Here is a 17,500-nt window from a genome sequence, read left to right on the forward strand (position 1 = left end):
TAATTCAACTTAAAACGAGTATATTTGTAAGTCACTAAAAAATCGTTTTAGGCAAAATCATGAATAACTCCTATATATCCCCGTTTGCAAAACCGGTCTACGTTATGTTAAAACCGGTAGGAGCGGTTTGCAATCTTGCTTGTGAATATTGCTATTATCTTGAAAAAGGGAAACTATACCCGGAAGTTAAGAACCATATTATGAGCGAACAGTTGCTGGAAAAGTTCATCAAAGAATATCTGGAATGCCAGACAATGCCGCAAGTATTGTTCACCTGGCATGGAGGCGAAACACTGATGCGCCCTATCAGCTTCTACAAAAAAGCACTCGAACTTCAAAAAAAATACGGACACGGACGGCAGATTGACAATTGCATTCAGACGAATGGAACACTACTCACTGACGACTGGTGTCGTTTTTTCAAAGAGAATAATTTTCTGGTAGGCGTATCTATTGACGGTCCGCAGGAATTTCACGATGAATATCGCCGCAACAAGCAGGGACTCCCCTCCTTTTATAAAGTGATGAAAGGTATCGAACTGCTGAAAAAGCACGAAGTGGAATATAATGCAATGGCTGTCGTAAATGATTATAATGTAGATTATCCATTGGATTTCTATAACTTTTTCAAAGAAATAGACTGCCATTATATCCAGTTTGCCCCTATCGTAGAGCGTATCGGATTAAAAGCCGACGGAACAAAACTAACGTCTCCCGAGCAAATGGACGCCAACATAAAACTGGCGCCTTTCTCGGTCAATGCGGAAAAATGGGGAGATTTCCTTTGTGCAGTATTCGATGAATGGCTGAAAGAAGATGTCGGAAACTATTATATCCAATTATTCGACTCCACATTAGCGAACTGGGTCGGCGAACAACCGGGGGTATGCACACTGGCACGGACATGCGGGCATGCCGGAGTAATGGAGTTCAATGGAGATGTTTATACTTGCGACCATTTCGTTTTTCCGGAATATAAACTTGGAAATATCTATACACAAACTCTTACAGAAATGATGTATAGTAAAAATCAATTGAAGTTCGGAGCCGATAAATACGATAAGTTGCCCACTCAATGCAAGGAATGTGATTTCCTTTTTGCTTGCAACGGGGAGTGTCCTAAAAACCGCTTTATCCATACGGCAAACGGCGAACCCGGTTTAAATTATTTATGTAAAGGATACAAGAAATTCTTCCGGCATGTAGCTCCTTATATGGACTTCATGAAGAAAGAATTATTGGCGCAACGCCCACCGGCAAACGTAATGCAATGGGCGAAAACAAAGTCAATTTAGAATAACAATTATATGAAATTCAACAGACGTGATTTTATTAAAACAGGAGGTATGGTTATGCTTGGCTCATTAGCTGCTCCTTCTTTCTTAGGAAGTTGCATGGACAATGCAGCGAGTAAAGCTGCCGGTATCTCATTCGCAACTAACCACTTCGGGGTTAGTGAAAGTGATATGAAAAAAGTTTTGGCTGCCGCTCTTGAAAAAGGTGGCGATTATGCTGACCTTTTCTTTGAACATTCTTACCGGAACAGTATCGGACTGCAGGACGGTGAAGTAAACCGTGCCGTTTCCAATATCGATTTTGGTATGGGAGTTCGTGTTCTGGCAGGCGACCAAACCGGATACGCTTATGTGGAAAATGTAACACTGGATGAAATGCTGAATGCAGCACGTACGGCTGCACGGATTGCAACAGGCTCGACTCCCAAAACTCCGGTTAATCTGACGGAAGAACCTATCGCGCAGAACTATTATACGGTTCAGACCCCATGGGACGAAATGGCTGTTAGCGAGAAAAAGCCTTACCTGCAAAAACTGAATGATAAAATATTCGCTTTAGATAAACGGGTACATAAAGTAATGGCTTCCCTTGGAGACTCTACTTCGCATATTTTATTCTGCAACTCCGAAGGACAGATGTATTATGATTACCGCCCGATGGTTACATTGGGTGCTGTCTGCATTATGGAAGATAATGGGAAAATAGAAAACTCGTATGCTTCCCGAGCATTTCGTATGGGTGCGGAATTTCTGACTGACGAAGTGATTGACGAAGTTGCAAAAGAAGCAGTAGATAAAACATCTATTCTTTTCCAGGCTATTAAACCGAAAGGAGGCGAAATGCCGGTGGTTATGGGTGCCGGCGGTTCTGGTATCTTGTTGCATGAAGCAATCGGGCATGCTTTCGAAGCAGATTTCAACCGCAAAAACACATCCATCTTCTCCGACCAGCTCAACAAGAAAGTATGCAACGAGCATATTAATGTTGTAGATGACGGTACAATTCCTTTCAACCGCGGTTCGGTTAATATTGACGACGAAGGTACGCCGGGACAGAAAACTTATATTGTAAAAGAAGGTATTCTTACCAGCTATCTGCACGACCGTATCAGTGCCAAGTACTATGGTATACCATCTACAGGAAACGGCCGTCGTGAATCATTCCGCCAAATGCCTATCCCACGTATGCGTGCAACTTATATGGAAGCAGGCAACGTTACAGAAGAAGAGATGATTTCTACCGTAAAGAAAGGTATCTATGCATCCAGCTTTACGAACGGCCAGGTTCAGATTGGTGCCGGTGACTTTACTTTCTTTGTAAAAGACGGTTACCTGATTGAAAACGGTAAACTGACACAACCGATCAAAGATATCAATATCATCGGTAATGGTCCGAGAGCTTTGGCAGACATTACAATGGTTGGAAACAATTATAAAATGGATAATGGAACCTGGACCTGCGGAAAAGACGGACAATCCTGCCCGGTAACCTGCGGTATGCCGTCTGCACTGGTAAGTAAACTTACTGTAGGAGGTGAAAATTAAAAAGGGACATAAATCACAGTTAAATTGACAAGATTATGATAACAAACGATAATAAGAAACTGGCACAATGGGCAATGGAATTTGCCCTGAAAAACGGTTGCCAGGCCTCGCGTGTAAGTCTTTATAATGGTTCAAGCAGTTCGATCGAGGTTCGGGATATGAAAATAGACCGTTTGCAGCAAGCTTCTGAGAACAATCTGGTTATCCAGTTGTTTGTAGACGGACGTTTCGGTGCTATTTCAACAAACCGCCTGGACAAAAAAGAATTGGAAGCATTTATTCGTAACGGTATAGAATCTACCCGTTTTCTTGCAGAAGACAAAGCCCGTACCTTACCGGATGCATCCCGTTATTATAAAGGTAATGGAGCAGACCTCCAATTAATCGACCCGAAATTCGATTCCATACAACCGGACGACAAAGTAGCGCTTGCCATGAATGTATGCAACGAAATGATGGGAAAAGACGAGCGTCTCATTTCTGCAAATTCATCCTATAGCGATGAAAAGAATTTTAAGTATATGGTAGCAAGCAACGGTTTCGAAGGAGAAACTGCGTCTTCATCTTTCGGACTGTCAGCAAGCATCAGTATCAAAGGCGAAGGAGATGCCCGCCCAGAATCTTATTGGTATGATTCTTCTCTTTACTACGATACATTGGTAAAAGAAGGACTGGGAGGAAAAGCCCTTGAACGCGTTCTTCGCAAATTAGGCCAAAAGAAAGTAGCATCCGGCAAGTACCGGATGGTTGTCGATAATATGAATTCATCCAACTTGCTTTCACCGATTATCGATGCCCTGTATGGCTCTTCCATCCAACAAAAAAATTCATTCTTGCTGGATAAATTGAATCAGAAAGTATTGGGCGATAAAATGACATTGATTGACGAACCGCATCTTATCAAATCGGCTGGTGCCCGTTATTTCGATGGTGAAGGTATTGCAACGAAACGTATGCCTGTTTTTGAAAACGGCGTATTGAAAACTTATTACATTGATACCTATTCTGCCAATAAAATGGAGATTGAACCGACTATCGCTTCTCCATCTATCTTTACAATGGAGATGGGGAATAATAATACGGATGGGCTGGTCGCTTCGGTCAACAAGGGTATTTTTATTACAGGTTTCAATGGAGGAAACAGTAACAGCAGCACCGGCGATTTCTCTTATGGTGTAGAAGGTTTCCTTATTGAGAATGGAAAATTGACACAGCCAATCTCCGAAATGAACGTCACCGGTAATATGATTTCTTTATGGAATAATCTGGCAGAAGTTGGCAACGACCCGAGAACTTCCTCTAGTTGGCGTATCCCGTCATTACTATTCAATGATGTGGATTTCAGCGGACTATAAAATTTTTCTATAAGAAAAAAAGGTGTACCTGTGTAATTTATAATCAGATACACCTTTTTTTGTTTCATATTTTTACCCCTTTAAACAAGAAACAATTCTTTACTCTATGGTCATAATACCAGCAATCAAAGTTCCATAGGCTTTAAATAAAAGAACGCCCGGACTATCGCAGCCCAGACGCCTATATTCAAAATGAGAAATCTAAGTTTTATAAACGATAGTTCTCTTTGTCTATGATGTGATAGGGATAAATCTTTTACGTTACAAACGTATATAACTTTATTTTTTATCGAAAGACATTTCTAACCGAAACAGAAAAAAACAGGATTAAAACAGTTAAACAGTAACACTGAACCAAAATATTACGTTTTCTTGTATCTGATAAGCTCTAATCAATAAAAGAACGTCTGGACTATCACAGCCAAGACGTTCGACAATACAACTAGCATAAAATATAATTGAGTTATATAATATCATAGATCTCAGGTATTTGGTTGTACAATATCTATTTTATTGGTAAACATACGTAATCCTATCCTATGGAGAAACAAACTTTTAACCGAGATGCAAAAAAACAATACTGAAACATACTTTTATTTTGTTCAATCTTCTACGATAAAATATTCTGAACAAATCATTCATATAACCTGTTGCTTTTATAAAACAGATATATGCTCACTCATTTTTTAAATCTACTGGCAACAATAATAAGTGTTACAAGTCTTCTTATTGTAACCTATGGTGCATTAATCGGAATTATTTCTTTCCTGAAAAATGAACTGAAAAGATTTACAGGAAATTACTCGGTAACCGACATCCGGAAACTAAGAGCCGTATTCGGTACTTATTTACTTTTAGGACTGGAATTCCTAATCGCTTCGGATATTTTAAAAACAGTATTGGAACCGACTCTTAATGAATTAGCGATTTTAGGTGGTATTGTAGTCTTACGAACGATTTTGTCTGTATTCCTTAACAAAGAAATCAAAGAATTGGAAGGAGAAGAATAATGTTAACGTAAGTTTTCGTCAAGAATAAACCAAGACATACACTTGGGCTGTCATATTTATTACAGTTTAAGTTACACAAACTATCTATTTTTGTCTTCAAATAATTTATTAATAAAAATATGGAACAATTACATGCACATGAAGTCCTTCATATGATGGAAGGGAATAGCTATACGGAAGAAACATTAAAAGAGGCTATCATTATGAAATTCGGCAAAGATCAACGTTTTTACACCTGTTCTGCGGAAAATATGAATATCGACGAATTAATTGAATTCCTTAAACAAAAAGGAAAATTCATGCCCTCAAACGAAGGGTTCACTGTCGACATAACGAAAGTTTGTAACCATTAACCTTTATCTCCAAATTGTTTTTGGCTGGGCCAAAAACAAACCAGAAAGGCTTAGAATTGATTTAAGACCTACGATACTCCATTGGGGAAATCCCCATATGTTTCTTAAAAAACTTCCCAAAAGTAGACTGGTCAGAAAAATGAAGCTGATCGGCTACTTGTTGTACGGTTATTTGAGGTGCTCTTAATAACATTTTAGCTTCCATGATTAATGCATCATCAATCCATTTACTTGCAGACTTGCCTGTAAGCTCCTTAAGTATCAGCGACAAGTATTGAGGGGTTATAAACAATTTATTTGCATAAAATGTAACCTGATGTTCCTCCTTATTGTTTTCATATAACAAATTAACAAATCGTTCAAATAATTCTTCCTTGCGGTTCAATCGAGGTTTAATGAGTTTATCATCTTTTTTAATAAAGATATTTGCTAATTCCAGCCAATAAGCTAAGAAAGCAATCTCGACCATCTCCTTCTGATAAAAATGAGTATGTTCACTCATTTTACATCTTATTATATTAAAACATTCGGCTAACCTTTCCGCTTCTTCCGGTTCCAATCGTATACATGGGTTCTTTCTTATTGCCATATCACTAACAAGTGACGGATACTTCCCCATATCAGAACACTCCTTAAAAAAATCTTTAGAAGCAATAAGAAGTATAGCCCTATAATCATCACTAACCTGATCCAATTGGTAAACATGAGTCGGCATAATCGTTACAAAATCGTTTGTACTAATAGAATAAGGAAGATAATCTAAACGAATTTTAGCGGTGCCTTCCAAAACCAAGTTCATTATAAGAGCATTCAATCTCATTGGAGATGTACGTTCGACTTTCAACCCACGTACATTAGGATGACAATCTACATTTACAATTGATAAGACACTTTGGAAACAGTCTCTATAAACTATATATCTATTTAACTCTTCCAGTTCTACAAAGGTTAGCTTCTCCATACTTTTTTATATTAGAATTCTGCGTAAAAATATACATTCATTCGGATATAAATAAACTAGCATTTCATTTTGAACAAGAAATATTCACAAAAATAGTCCAATTACAATTTCAAGTTTCAATTTGGACTACAATTCTAAAAGAAAGACATTTCCCATTTTTATATTATACATATTTTTTAACCAAACAGTAAAAACAGTTGCCATTTAGTATGTTTAATCGAGTTTATTATATGCAAAAGTGTATAATTAGGGTCTTTTATAAATCGAGTATATACAAAAAACAGATGTTTGCCGGCCTTTTTTACTTTCGGACAAAAGAACTTTGTATTACAAACTGTATATTTGCCGTTGAAAACATTTACTAAGCAATACAAAAAACAGATGTCAAAAATTTCTTCAGCAGCTTTTGCAGATACCAAATCACATTATGATCTTCTGGATGGGCTCCGTGGCGTGGCAGCTCTTATGGTCATGTGGTATCATGTATTCGAAGGCTATGCTTTTGCAGGCGGTACTACAATTGAAAACTTCAATCACGGATATTTAGCCGTGGATTTTTTCTTTATCCTTTCAGGTTTCGTTATCAGTTACGCTTATGACGATCGCTGGAGTAAAAATTTCACAATGAAAGAGTTTTTCAAACGCCGTTTGATACGTCTTCATCCTATGGTCATTATGGGTGCCGTTCTGGGTGCTATTACCTTCTGTATTCAAGGGTCTGTGCAATGGGATGGAACACACATTGCCATATCAATGATAATGTTATCTCTGCTTTGTACGATACTTTTTATTCCTGCAATGCCGGGCGTTGGTTATGAAGTTCGTGGAAATGGTGAAATGTTTCCATTGAACGGACCTTGTTGGTCATTGTTCTTTGAATATATAGGTAATATCCTCTATGCCCTATTCATTCGTCGTTTATCTACTAAAGCTTTAACTGTACTTGTCGTATTATTGGGAGCTGGACTGGCTACATTTGCTATCACCGACGTCTCTGGTTATGGAAACATTGGAGTTGGCTGGACATTGGATGGAATAAACTTTGTTGGCGGATTATTGAGAATGCTTTTTCCTTTCTCTATGGGTATGCTTTTATCGCGTAATTTTAAGCCTATTAAGGTTAGAGGTGCATTCTGGATATGTACGGCAATATTGATTACCTTGTTCTCAGTACCTTATTTAGAAGGTTCTGAACCAATCTGCGCTAATGGCATTTATGAAGCATTTTGTATTATCGTAGCTTTTCCTATTCTTGTTTGGATAGGGGCATCGGGAAGTACTACAGATAAGAGCTCCACTAAGGTATGCAAGTTCTTAGGAGATATCTCTTATCCTCTTTATGTAATACATTATCCATTCATGTATTTATTCTATGCATGGTTGATTAAAAATCAACTTTTCACATTCAATCAGACTTGGCAAGTTGCTCTGGGCGTTTACGCATGGAATATATTGATAGCTTATCTATGCTTGAAATTCTATGATGAACCAATACGAAAGTATTTGGCAAAACGTTTCTTAAATAAGAGATAAGAACTTGAAGGGTCACTCATGTTATGAAACGTTGGATTTATCTGGCTGCCACTTTTCTCATTATTTTGGCAGGGCTTGCATCCCGAAAGTATGGTGATGTGTTACCAAAGTGTATCGCGGAGTACTCTGGCGATACACTTTGGGCTGCCATGGTATATTTGGCATTACGTTTTCTTTTCTCCCCAATTTCTATTCTTAAAGCCACCACAGGGGCTTTATTATTTTCCTATTGTATAGAGATTAGTCAATTATACCAAGCAGACTGGATAAATATTGTGCGAAGTACCATGCTTGGATCATTAATCCTTGGACATGGATTCCTATGGTCGGATATGGTATGCTATACCGTTGGGATACTCCTATCTGCTACCATAGATTATTTATCATGCAGAACATAAAAAAAGCCCGTATACAACTTCCCAGTTACATACGGACCAAACAAATAACAAACTCTACTTATATGAAAAAACAAATACTACTACTAACATAATTATGTTTAGGATGCTTCCTAAACTTTTTACACTATTATAACAGCGACATTAGTAATTTGGTTCAAAGGTAGAGAGAATTTTTTTTCAAAAAAAGAGAAAACGAATATAAAACCTCATTTTTTTTAGTACTTTTGCCTCAAAATCAACCAGATAGGTAAAAATGTTAAAACATCTTATTGTATATACAGGAGTAATTCTATTTGCTTCTGCCCTAAGTATCAGCGCACAAGAACAAACTACTACAGTCGATACTACCTCCCAGAAAGAAATTTTCGTTGATGGACGTAAGTTGAATGAAAAGCAGCTAAAGAGATATTATAAACAACAACGAAAAGATTCGATTCGTGCTCATAAACCTGTCTGGTGGTCGATTTTAGGAGGTCCCTCCTATACTCCGGAAGCCTCTTTCGGTGTTGGAGGTGCCGTATTGGCAAGTTTCAAAATGAATAAACGGGATACAATCTCACAACGTTCGTTTCTTCCTGTAGGTTTAAATCTTTCCGTTAACGGAACAATTGTAGTAGCCGGTGCAGGAACATTTTTCTTTAATGAGAATAAATTTCGTATTTATGCCAATTATGGATACAGAAATGAGCCGGCACATTATTATGGAATCGGTATAGAAGAGGCGGACAATACTTTACGAAGCGACTCTACTACAAAATACCATCGCAGCTATTTTCAATTATATCCACGCTTCGTATGGGAAATCCGTCCTAACTTTTATGTAGGAGGCCTGTTCGACCTGAACTTTACCAACACAACAGATATCAACCCGGAAATGGCAGAAGATCCCTATTTCCTTAAATATAAAAGTAAATATCTCAATGTGGGAATCGGAGGATTAGTGCAATACGATACCCGCGACGACGTGGCAACCCCTTCGCGAGGCCTATTACTCAGTACCAATTTTAAATTATTCGGTAAATACTTGGGAGGAGCCTATAATTATGAAATATTAGAATTAGAATACCGCCAATTCAAAAACATATTCCGTCCCCGAAGCACTCTTGCCTGGATTGCTAAAACCCAGATAGGATTCGGAGATATCCCCTACTCCGAATTACCGACATTCGGTTCTCCTTTCGACTTACGCGGATATTATATAGGTAAGTACAGAGATAAATCTATGGCATATGGCATTGTGGAATATCGCCATATGTTAGGCTCGATGGAAAAATATAAGAGCGGTAATTTCTGGGCAAAATGCGGCTTTGTTGTATGGGGAGGAACTGCAACCATCGGTGAAACTCCTTTCGACTGGAATAAATGGAAATTCAACTTCGGGGCCGGTATTCGTTTCCAAATGCAACCCGGTAAAAACTTCCGGCTTGATATTGGCAAAGGCGTTGGAGAATCCGGAGTACAGGTTTACATGAATATGACAGAAGCCTTTTAATGCGGATTATTCATTAAAACAGTAATATATAGTCTTAAATTTAACACATCTCTTTTGTTTACTCTTACCAAACTTTTTACCTTTGCCGGCGAAAGGGGTGCCATACTGTAAACGGGCTGAGATTATACCCTATGAACCTGAAGCAGGTAATGCTGCCGTAGGAAAAAGACAGATTAGGCTTATTCCCTCCTTTCGTATGTAAAATGAGCAAGCAAACAACATTTCGTTATCCCGTTGCACTTACAATAGCGGGTTCTGACAGTGGAGGTGGTGCCGGAATACAGGCAGACATTAAGACCTTTTCTGCATTGGGAGTTTATGGAACTTCGGCTATAACCTCCATCACCGCGCAAAATACGCAGGGAGTAAGAGGAATACAAGCTATTATACCAGAGATTCTGGAAGGGCAGATTCATGCTGTTTTTGAAGATATAATAGTAGATGCCGTAAAAATCGGTATGCTTCATAATAAAGAAGCTGCACAAGTAGTTATTTCCGCTATCGATACGTTCAAGCCGGCCAAAATAGTTTTAGACCCGGTTATGATTTCAACCAGCGGTAGTAAGCTATTGGAAGACGACACTATCGATATCATTACCAGAGAGCTATTTAAACGCGTTACATTAGTTACGCCGAATATAGACGAGGCCGCTTTTCTTTCGGGGATGACCATCCGGAATGAGGAAGAAATGGAAACAGCCGCTTACCGCCTGATGGAAATGGGATGTAATGCCCTTTTGATGAAAGGCGGGCATCTCGGCAAAGAAGAAATGGCTGATATTCTATACATAAAGGATCAAGCCCCTATACGTTTTGCTGTTCCGGCTATAGATACATTTAATTCACACGGGACCGGTTGCACATTATCTTCTGCCATAGCCGCTTATCTGGCTCTCGGCAAGGATTTGCAGGAAGCTGTGCGGATGGCAAAACAATATATTACAACCGCCTTATCCGAAGGAGCGAATGTAAAAACAGGGCATGGACACGGTCCGCTCAATCATTTCTTCGCCCCTGTGCCTTTAATTAAAATAGAAAGATGAAAAAACTGATTGTAATAACATATCCTGATTTTTTCCCCGGAGAAGGAAAGATAATCACTCGTCTTTTTGAAGAAGGCCTGCAATATCTGCATCTACGTAAACCGGAATGTTCCGAAAAAGAGTTAATGCAATTAATCGATACGATCCGTCCGGAATTCCACAACCGCATCATTCTGCACGACTGTTTTAATCTGGCAGAAAACAATCCTGTAGCAGGTTTGCACATAAACCGCCGCAATAACCGCATACCGGCAAACTTCAAAGGGAACCTGAGCCGCTCCTGCCATTCGCTGCAAGAAGTAGAGGAAAGCAAGGGATTCGATTATGTATTCCTGAGTCCCATTTTCGATAGTATATCAAAAGAAGGATACCCAAGCAATTTCCCGCTGGAAAAACTGAAAGAGGCATCCGGGAAAGGGATTATCAATGAAAAAGTAATTGCTCTCGGAGGTTTGGATAGTACTACGATTCCCTTACTCAAAGAAATTAATTTCGGAGGTTTTGCCGTATTGGGAGCCTTGTGGGGAAATCAGCCCACGGAGAAAGATTCAAATTCGATTATAGAACGATACAAACAATTCCAGATATGAATAAACAAAATATATTAACTACGTTTGGGGGCACTCCCCGTTATGTGGATTTCTCACAAAGCAGCCGGTTGATGTTCATTACCCACAGAACAGAAAAATATACGGAGCTTGAAGAAATAAAGATGGTAATAGAAGGCGGTTGCGACTGGGTTCAGCTCCGAATGAAAGACACCCTGAATCCTGAAGATGCCCGGAAAGCGGCTCTATATACAAAAGAAATATCCGGCAACAGTTGTATCTGCTGTATCGACGATAGTGTGGATATAGCCTTAACATCCGGAGCCCACGCAGTACATCTGGGGAAAAAAGATATTCCGGTTGCCGAAGCATGGCAGATTGTAGCCAACCACCATCCGCAACCTCCATTCTTTATCGGAGCTACAGCCAATACATTTGAGGACATCGTACTGGCAGACAAAGCCGGGGCCTCTTACATCGGTTTAGGTCCTTACCGCTTTACAGAAACAAAAAAGAAATTAAGCCCTATTCTGGGATTGGAAGGTTACCGTAAAATAATACGGCAATGTGAAGAAGCAGGTATTCAAATCCCCATCTTTGCAATCGGAGGAATCGAACTGGAAGATGTCAGGCCTCTGATGGAAACAGGCATCACGGGCATAGCCGTTTCCGGTGCAATCATCCAGGCTGAGAATCCAATAGAAGAAACACGTCGTTTCATTCAGAAAATAGTAAAATAATATAACAGATAAAATATTCAAACAAACAGCATATGGCAAACAAGAAAAGCATGCGCATCACCTACCCTTCGTCGGAAAAAATATATATCCCCGGCGAAATCAATAAAATCCAAGTGGGAATGCGTAAAATCAAACTATTAGACACCGTTACCATTGAGAAAAACGGAGAAAAAGTATTTAAGAAGAACAACCCGGTTATCGTGTACGATACCAGTGGTCCCTACTCCGACCCTAAAATAGCAATCGATATCAATGCTGGAATCCCTCGCATCCGTGAAGAATGGTGCGGAAAGAGAAAAGACCTGGTACAATTGTCCGAACTCTCTTCCGAATACGGCCGTCAACGTTTGGCAGACTCCTCACTGGATAGTATCCGTTTTCCGAAACGGCATCTGCCTTACCGCGCAAAAGAGGGCAAAAACATTACACAGATGTATTATGCCAAGCGGCGTATCATCACTCCGGAAATGGAATATGTAGCGATCCGCGAAAATCAACAGATTGAAGCGCTCGGGCTCAAATCTTATATCACACCGGATTTTGTCCGCAAAGAAATTGCTGCCGGACGTGCCATTATCCCCGCCAATATCAACCACCCGGAAGCTGAACCGATGATTATCGGAAAGAAGTTCCTGGTTAAAATAAATACGAATATCGGCAACTCCGCCCTCTCTTCCGGCATTAGCGAGGAAATAGAGAAAGCCATCTGGAGTTGCAAATGGGGAGGCGACACGTTAATGGACTTATCTACCGGAAAGAACATTCATGAAACACGCGAATGGATTATCCGTAACTGCCCAGTGCCAATGGGTACTGTTCCTATTTACCAAGCGCTCGAAAAAGTGGACGGCCGTGTAGAAGACCTGAACTGGGATATCTACCGGGATACACTAATCGAACAAGCCGAACAAGGAGTCGATTATTTTACCATCCATGCCGGATTACTGAAAAAACATGTCGAACTTACCCGTACACGCCTTTCTGGCATTGTATCCCGCGGTGGTTCCATCATGGCCCAATGGATGCAGATACACAACGAAGAAAACTTCTTGTACACACATTTTGCTGAAATCTGCGAAATACTGAAAGCATACGATATTGCAGTATCGATTGGCGACGGACTTCGTCCCGGTTCTATCTATGATGCAAACGATAGAGCTCAATTTGCAGAATTACATACGATGGGAGAATTGACCAATATCGCTTGGGAACAGTTTGTACAAGTAATCATTGAAGGTCCGGGCCATGTTCCCATGAATAAAATCCACGAAAATATGAAAGAACAACAATATGCCTGCCATAATGCACCTTTCTATACGTTAGGCCCGCTTACGACAGATATTGCACCCGGTTACGACCATATCACATCTGCCATCGGCGCCGCACAAATTGCATGGCACGGAACTGCTATGATTTGCTATGTTACTCCCAAAGAACATCTTGGCCTGCCGAATAAAGAAGATGTCCGCACCGGAGTTGTCGCATATAAAATTGCAGCCCATGCAGCCGACCTCGCCAAAGGACATCCCGGAGCACAGGTTCGCGACAATGCGTTGAGTAAAGCCCGTTTTGAATTTCGTTGGAAAGACCAGTTCAATCTGTCTTTAGACCCAGAACGTGCTATGCAATATTATAAGGAAAGTGCAGTAACAGACGGGGAATATTGTACAATGTGCGGTCCGAACTTCTGTGCCATGAGAATAAGCAAAGAACTGCACAAAGAATGTAATGATTAATTCTATCTCATAAAGTTATCAGCAAACACTGATAGTACAGAAAGCGCAGGTTTACGCGGGCTATTATTAAAATATGATCCGCATAAGTCTGCGCTTCGTTAATGTTGTAGGAAACATCATTATAAAACCGTAAAAGAAAATCCCTGCCAGTTCTGTTTTATAAAATCCACTTTACTATCCTCGGTAACCAGATAATCGATATCTTCCAAAGAAGCAATATGATAGGTTTCGGCTGTATTCAACTTATAGCTGTCTGCCAACACAATACGTTTCTGTGCCCGCTCTACCATCAACCGCTTCACCATCGATTCTTCCCTGTCAGGATCTGTTATTCCCAATTGTGGATGTATACTACAGATACCAAGTACTAACCAATCCGGCCGTACAGTCTGTAAAGCCTGATATACGGAAACACCCACAGTAACCTGAGAAGAAGCAAACACCTTCCCCCCTAAAAATATCAGTTCCAGTTTGGGATGATTCATTAATACATTTACTATCGGAAAACTATTCGTATAAACAGTTATTTCAAGATTATCCGGAATCCGCCGGGCTACTTCCAAACCGGAAGTCCCTCCGTCTATCAATAACACATCCCCCTGACGGAATAAAGGAACCACTTTTGCGGCTATTTCCTGCTTTCCCGCAATACCTGTATTCAGACGATCCAGGAATTCGACCGAAATGCCGGATTTAGCAATTGCACCTCCGTATACTTTAGTCAGTATCCCCTGCTTATCCAGCTCTATCAAATCCCTTCGCAATGTATCATCCGAAATGCTTAATTCTTCACTCAGGGATGTAATATAAACCCGTCCATGTGTATTCAAACGGTTTAAAATATATTGATGTCTTTCTTCTTTCAGCATGTTTTTCAAATGTAAGATATTGCATATTTCCGCAAATATATATAATATTAGAAGGAAAATCGAAAGATTTTTGCAACGTTCATACTCTACTTGCGGTATTTTGCATAATATCATTTTCAATAAGCAAAGAAACCGCAAAGTATAACAGGATGCCGCAAAAAGGAAATTCCAGGAAGATGACTTTAAACAAAGAAAAGTAATTATTCAACTATTAATAAATCAAAAAATATGAAACAACAGATTTTAGTAGACATGGATGGCGTACTGGCAGATGTGTATACCCAATTCATCAATTTTGAATACAAAACATCCGGTATCCGGTTAGACAAAGACAGTTTATACGGTATTTCAGAAATGGACGCTTTTCCTAACAGCCAATCTCATGTACGAAGCAAAGGATTTTTCAGGACAGCCCCGGTTATAGCAGACAGTACGGAAGGTTTGAAGTATTTAAATGACAAATATAAAGTACTGATTGTCTCTTCCGCCACCGAGTTTCCCCAAAGCCTGGCAGAAAAACAGGAATGGCTAAACGAACACTATCCGTTTATCGGTTGGGAGCAAATGATATTCTGCGGTCGTAAAGACAGCATCAAAGGCGATATTATGATTGACGACCATTTAAAGAACCTCAGCACTTTTGAAGGCAGAAAGCTGCTATTTACCCAACCGCATAACATATATGTAGAAGATAAAAGCTACCAAAGAGTATCAGGCTGGAAAGATATTATGCAAATACTCTGAACCTGTCCATTCTTTTTATTTAGCATGTATAAACTTCCGGTATCGTTCCATCGCACCGGCAAGTAAGGCTTCATCTTCGCATGTATATCCGTCGAAAAACGAGCATGACACATCCACCCCCTTCTTTGCGGAAGACTTTTTCCAATTGCCTGTTATTCTGCCGTTATGCAGGATAACGGGATAAAAGATGCCCCAGGAATTAAAGGCTTTCGGGTGGTGCTCGGATGCAAGGACTACCGTACGGTCTTTATAACTAATCAGAAACTCATCATAAGAGGGCAAAAGATGAAGAACGTTTTTAGCAGAGCGGACCGTTCCCCAAGTTTCATGTACAAACAACTTTTCCTCTTGAAAACGGTCGGTCAGCAACTCTCCTTCTATCAATGCGACGGCCTGCCTTGCTTCGGTAACAGACAGTCCGGACCACCAGACAAAATCATTCAGGCTTGCCGGTGAATGGCTTCGGAAATAAACCCTGGCAATTTTCGCAAGCGATTCTTCCTTGGTCAGTTCGGGAATAGCGGGTACACGTTCGTCCAATAACGCATACGTAATCTCCTTCCCCTTATCGGGCCCACTACATACAATTCCTTCGATCTCTGCAAAAGCGAGGAAACGGCGGATACGGGTATCATCGGTTAATATTCCCGCCTGGCTCAATACCTGTTCGATTTCTTTCTTGGTTAAACTTTTTCCTCCTTCCAGTGATTTTACAATCAAATCGCTTGCCAGGATGCTGTGTTCCTCCGATATTTCGAGTTTGCGACCACTTATATATGAATTATAAGCCCTTCGTATGCGTTCCGAAGAAAGACGTAGCATCCAGCGAATATCTTCCGCTGCCACAAAATGCCAGGTAGGCCGCATCACATGCGTCCGTAAAATCTCCCCTTTCGCTATCGCATCCTCCACCGTCCGAAGGGTTGCCGATTTCAGCCGGATACCTACAGCCCATTTCGCCATTGTATACTCCTGCGCCTGCATGGCACCCATATATGCAACTAAGTCTTTCGGTGAACTGAACTGAGGATGCACCAACTGCTGGCTCGCCATCCGGATTTTTGTTATCATATGCGATTGTTTTATTGAATCGCAAATATAGAGATTTAGTCTTAGGGCTTAATCACATTCCAAGTCCAAAATGATAAATTATGTATGTCTGGTATTTATTTTGAAATCAGGCGGTTGTTTATGATTGCTTTATAGACCTGCTCGCGCAGGGTGCGGGTAACCGGTATTTTATCGCCGGCTATAAGAAGCTGGTTCCCTTCGATTGCTTTTATCTGCGAAAGGTTTACCACATACGAGCGGTGCACCTGCAAAAAATATTTCTCCGGAAGCGAAGCAAGAACAGACTTCAAACGGGTATTTACAATTTCTTTGGATGAAAGGGTATGGATAATGATATAGTTCTCCATGCTCTCGACATACAGAATCTCTTTCAGATAAATCTTTTTAAGCTGCTTTTCGCTTTTTACGAAGATATATTCATCTTCCTTTTCTTTCTCCGGCAACTCGCCCTCCATAAGCGCATGAACCTTATTCACAGCTTTCAGAAAACGTTGGAAAGGGATTGGTTTGAGCAGATAGTCCACCACATCGAGTTCGAAACCCTGCAAAGCATATTCCTTATGAGCAGAAGTTATAATCACTTTCGGAGGATTCCGCAGGCTGGCAAGAAATTCCAGTCCCGTCAGGTGCGGCATTTCAATATCCAGAAACAAAAGGTCCGGTTGGACAGATTGCAACATCGTATTCAACTGTATGGCATCTTCGCATTCGCCGATTACCGTCAGATAATCAATCTTGCCGATATACCTTTTCAAGCCTTTCCGTGCAATCGGCTCATCATCTGTGATTATACATTTTATTTCCATA

The 17,500-nt window shown here is 40.2% G+C and carries 17 protein-coding genes and 1 riboswitch; of the genes, 13 read left to right on the forward strand and 4 right to left on the reverse strand.

From position 1 onward, the window contains the following. Positions 1 to 59: 59 nt before the first annotated feature. The 5 genes from ACGE0T_RS09665 (at position 60) to ACGE0T_RS09685 (ending at position 5,558) form a co-directional block, all read left to right on the forward strand. Complete coding sequence (locus tag ACGE0T_RS09665) at positions 60 to 1,295, forward strand: anaerobic sulfatase-maturation protein (RefSeq protein WP_459190252.1); 1,236 nt, start codon at positions 60 to 62, stop codon at positions 1,293 to 1,295. A 12-nt stretch (positions 1,296 to 1,307) separates the two neighbouring features. Further along, on the forward strand, positions 1,308 to 2,840 hold the full coding sequence (locus ACGE0T_RS09670; protein ID WP_459190253.1) for a TldD/PmbA family protein: 1,533 nt from the start codon (positions 1,308 to 1,310) through the stop codon (positions 2,838 to 2,840). A 35-nt stretch (positions 2,841 to 2,875) separates the two neighbouring features. Further along, on the forward strand, positions 2,876 to 4,195 hold the full coding sequence (locus ACGE0T_RS09675; protein ID WP_459190254.1) for a TldD/PmbA family protein: 1,320 nt from the start codon (positions 2,876 to 2,878) through the stop codon (positions 4,193 to 4,195). Positions 4,196 to 4,866: 671 nt separating this feature from the next. After that, the gene (locus tag ACGE0T_RS09680) at positions 4,867 to 5,205 is read left to right on the forward strand and encodes a DUF1622 domain-containing protein (RefSeq protein ID WP_459190255.1); all 339 of its coding nucleotides are present in this window, start codon (positions 4,867 to 4,869) and stop codon (positions 5,203 to 5,205) included. A 119-nt stretch (positions 5,206 to 5,324) separates the two neighbouring features. Continuing rightward, a complete protein-coding gene (locus ACGE0T_RS09685; RefSeq protein ID WP_459190256.1) occupies positions 5,325 to 5,558 on the forward strand; it encodes a YecH family metal-binding protein in 234 nt (77 codons plus the stop codon). 61 nt (positions 5,559 to 5,619) lie between these two features. Here ACGE0T_RS09685 and ACGE0T_RS09690 read toward each other — a convergent pair whose 3' ends face one another. Beyond that, positions 5,620 to 6,519: a helix-turn-helix domain-containing protein gene (locus ACGE0T_RS09690; protein WP_459190257.1), complete on the reverse strand. Its 900-nt coding sequence runs from the start codon at positions 6,517 to 6,519 to the stop codon at positions 5,620 to 5,622. A gap of 381 nt (positions 6,520 to 6,900) precedes the next feature. Between ACGE0T_RS09690 and ACGE0T_RS09695 the strand changes: the two genes are divergently transcribed. The 7 genes from ACGE0T_RS09695 to thiC all read left to right on the forward strand — a co-directional run bounded on the left by ACGE0T_RS09695 (position 6,901) and on the right by thiC (position 14,009). Continuing rightward, positions 6,901 to 8,052 (forward strand): acyltransferase family protein, encoded by a 1,152-nt coding sequence (locus ACGE0T_RS09695; protein WP_459190258.1) that lies wholly within the window; start codon positions 6,901 to 6,903, stop codon positions 8,050 to 8,052. Positions 8,053 to 8,075: 23 nt separating this feature from the next. Continuing rightward, positions 8,076 to 8,450 (forward strand): ribosomal maturation YjgA family protein, encoded by a 375-nt coding sequence (locus ACGE0T_RS09700; RefSeq protein ID WP_459190259.1) that lies wholly within the window; start codon positions 8,076 to 8,078, stop codon positions 8,448 to 8,450. 253 nt (positions 8,451 to 8,703) lie between these two features. Next, positions 8,704 to 9,942: a BamA/TamA family outer membrane protein gene (locus ACGE0T_RS09705; protein WP_459190260.1), complete on the forward strand. Its 1,239-nt coding sequence runs from the start codon at positions 8,704 to 8,706 to the stop codon at positions 9,940 to 9,942. 83 nt (positions 9,943 to 10,025) lie between these two features. After that, a riboswitch (TPP riboswitch) is annotated at positions 10,026 to 10,123 on the forward strand. 22 nt (positions 10,124 to 10,145) lie between these two features. After that, on the forward strand, positions 10,146 to 10,985 hold the full coding sequence (thiD, locus tag ACGE0T_RS09710; protein WP_459190261.1) for a bifunctional hydroxymethylpyrimidine kinase/phosphomethylpyrimidine kinase: 840 nt from the start codon (positions 10,146 to 10,148) through the stop codon (positions 10,983 to 10,985). Then, a complete protein-coding gene (locus tag ACGE0T_RS09715; RefSeq protein ID WP_459190262.1) occupies positions 10,982 to 11,575 on the forward strand; it encodes a thiamine phosphate synthase in 594 nt (197 codons plus the stop codon). The genes thiD and ACGE0T_RS09715 overlap by 4 nt, the downstream gene beginning before the upstream one ends. Continuing rightward, positions 11,572 to 12,273 (forward strand): thiamine phosphate synthase, encoded by a 702-nt coding sequence (locus ACGE0T_RS09720; protein WP_459190263.1) that lies wholly within the window; start codon positions 11,572 to 11,574, stop codon positions 12,271 to 12,273. The genes ACGE0T_RS09715 and ACGE0T_RS09720 overlap by 4 nt, the downstream gene beginning before the upstream one ends. A 32-nt stretch (positions 12,274 to 12,305) precedes the next feature. Further along, a complete protein-coding gene (gene thiC, locus ACGE0T_RS09725) occupies positions 12,306 to 14,009 on the forward strand; it encodes a phosphomethylpyrimidine synthase ThiC (RefSeq protein WP_459190264.1) in 1,704 nt (567 codons plus the stop codon). 119 nt (positions 14,010 to 14,128) lie between these two features. On the opposite strand, the gene ACGE0T_RS09730 is transcribed toward thiC, so the two are convergent. After that, a complete protein-coding gene (locus ACGE0T_RS09730) occupies positions 14,129 to 14,878 on the reverse strand; it encodes a DeoR/GlpR family DNA-binding transcription regulator (protein WP_459190265.1) in 750 nt (249 codons plus the stop codon). Positions 14,879 to 15,106: 228 nt separating this feature from the next. On the opposite strand from ACGE0T_RS09730, the gene ACGE0T_RS09735 reads away from it, so the two are divergent. Continuing rightward, positions 15,107 to 15,622 (forward strand): 5' nucleotidase, NT5C type, encoded by a 516-nt coding sequence (locus tag ACGE0T_RS09735; RefSeq protein WP_459190266.1) that lies wholly within the window; start codon positions 15,107 to 15,109, stop codon positions 15,620 to 15,622. A 15-nt stretch (positions 15,623 to 15,637) separates the two neighbouring features. Here ACGE0T_RS09735 and ACGE0T_RS09740 read toward each other — a convergent pair whose 3' ends face one another. After that, positions 15,638 to 16,693, reverse strand: coding sequence for a winged helix DNA-binding domain-containing protein (locus ACGE0T_RS09740; RefSeq protein ID WP_459190267.1), 1,056 nt, complete (start codon positions 16,691 to 16,693; stop codon positions 15,638 to 15,640). Between the two features lie 95 nt (positions 16,694 to 16,788). Next, positions 16,789 to 17,499, reverse strand: coding sequence for a LytR/AlgR family response regulator transcription factor (locus ACGE0T_RS09745; protein ID WP_459190268.1), 711 nt, complete (start codon positions 17,497 to 17,499; stop codon positions 16,789 to 16,791). Between the last annotated feature and the right edge of the window lies 1 nt (position 17,500).

The sequence above is a fragment of the Parabacteroides sp. APC149_11_2_Y6 genome (assembly GCF_054506995.1).

Excerpts from the sequence above, each read along its gene's own strand:
- ACGE0T_RS09665 (WP_459190252.1), top strand. The coding sequence starts at position 60 with ATGAATAACTCCTATATATCCCCGTTTGCAAAACCGGTCTACGTTATG.
- ACGE0T_RS09695 (WP_459190258.1), top strand. The coding sequence starts at position 6,901 with ATGTCAAAAATTTCTTCAGCAGCTTTTGCAGATACCAAATCACATTAT.
- ACGE0T_RS09670 (WP_459190253.1), top strand. The coding sequence starts at position 1,308 with ATGAAATTCAACAGACGTGATTTTATTAAAACAGGAGGTATGGTTATG.
- ACGE0T_RS09680 (WP_459190255.1), top strand. The coding sequence starts at position 4,867 with ATGCTCACTCATTTTTTAAATCTACTGGCAACAATAATAAGTGTTACA.
- ACGE0T_RS09705 (WP_459190260.1), top strand. The coding sequence starts at position 8,704 with ATGTTAAAACATCTTATTGTATATACAGGAGTAATTCTATTTGCTTCT.
- ACGE0T_RS09685 (WP_459190256.1), top strand. The coding sequence starts at position 5,325 with ATGGAACAATTACATGCACATGAAGTCCTTCATATGATGGAAGGGAAT.
- ACGE0T_RS09690 (WP_459190257.1), bottom strand. The coding sequence starts at position 6,519 with ATGGAGAAGCTAACCTTTGTAGAACTGGAAGAGTTAAATAGATATATA.
- ACGE0T_RS09730 (WP_459190265.1), bottom strand. The coding sequence starts at position 14,878 with ATGCTGAAAGAAGAAAGACATCAATATATTTTAAACCGTTTGAATACA.
- ACGE0T_RS09715 (WP_459190262.1), top strand. The coding sequence starts at position 10,982 with ATGAAAAAACTGATTGTAATAACATATCCTGATTTTTTCCCCGGAGAA.
- thiC (WP_459190264.1), top strand. The coding sequence starts at position 12,306 with ATGGCAAACAAGAAAAGCATGCGCATCACCTACCCTTCGTCGGAAAAA.
- ACGE0T_RS09700 (WP_459190259.1), top strand. The coding sequence starts at position 8,076 with ATGAAACGTTGGATTTATCTGGCTGCCACTTTTCTCATTATTTTGGCA.
- thiD (WP_459190261.1), top strand. The coding sequence starts at position 10,146 with ATGAGCAAGCAAACAACATTTCGTTATCCCGTTGCACTTACAATAGCG.
- ACGE0T_RS09745 (WP_459190268.1), bottom strand. The coding sequence starts at position 17,499 with ATGGAAATAAAATGTATAATCACAGATGATGAGCCGATTGCACGGAAA.
- ACGE0T_RS09735 (WP_459190266.1), top strand. The coding sequence starts at position 15,107 with ATGAAACAACAGATTTTAGTAGACATGGATGGCGTACTGGCAGATGTG.
- ACGE0T_RS09720 (WP_459190263.1), top strand. The coding sequence starts at position 11,572 with ATGAATAAACAAAATATATTAACTACGTTTGGGGGCACTCCCCGTTAT.
- ACGE0T_RS09740 (WP_459190267.1), bottom strand. The coding sequence starts at position 16,693 with ATGATAACAAAAATCCGGATGGCGAGCCAGCAGTTGGTGCATCCTCAG.
- ACGE0T_RS09675 (WP_459190254.1), top strand. The coding sequence starts at position 2,876 with ATGATAACAAACGATAATAAGAAACTGGCACAATGGGCAATGGAATTT.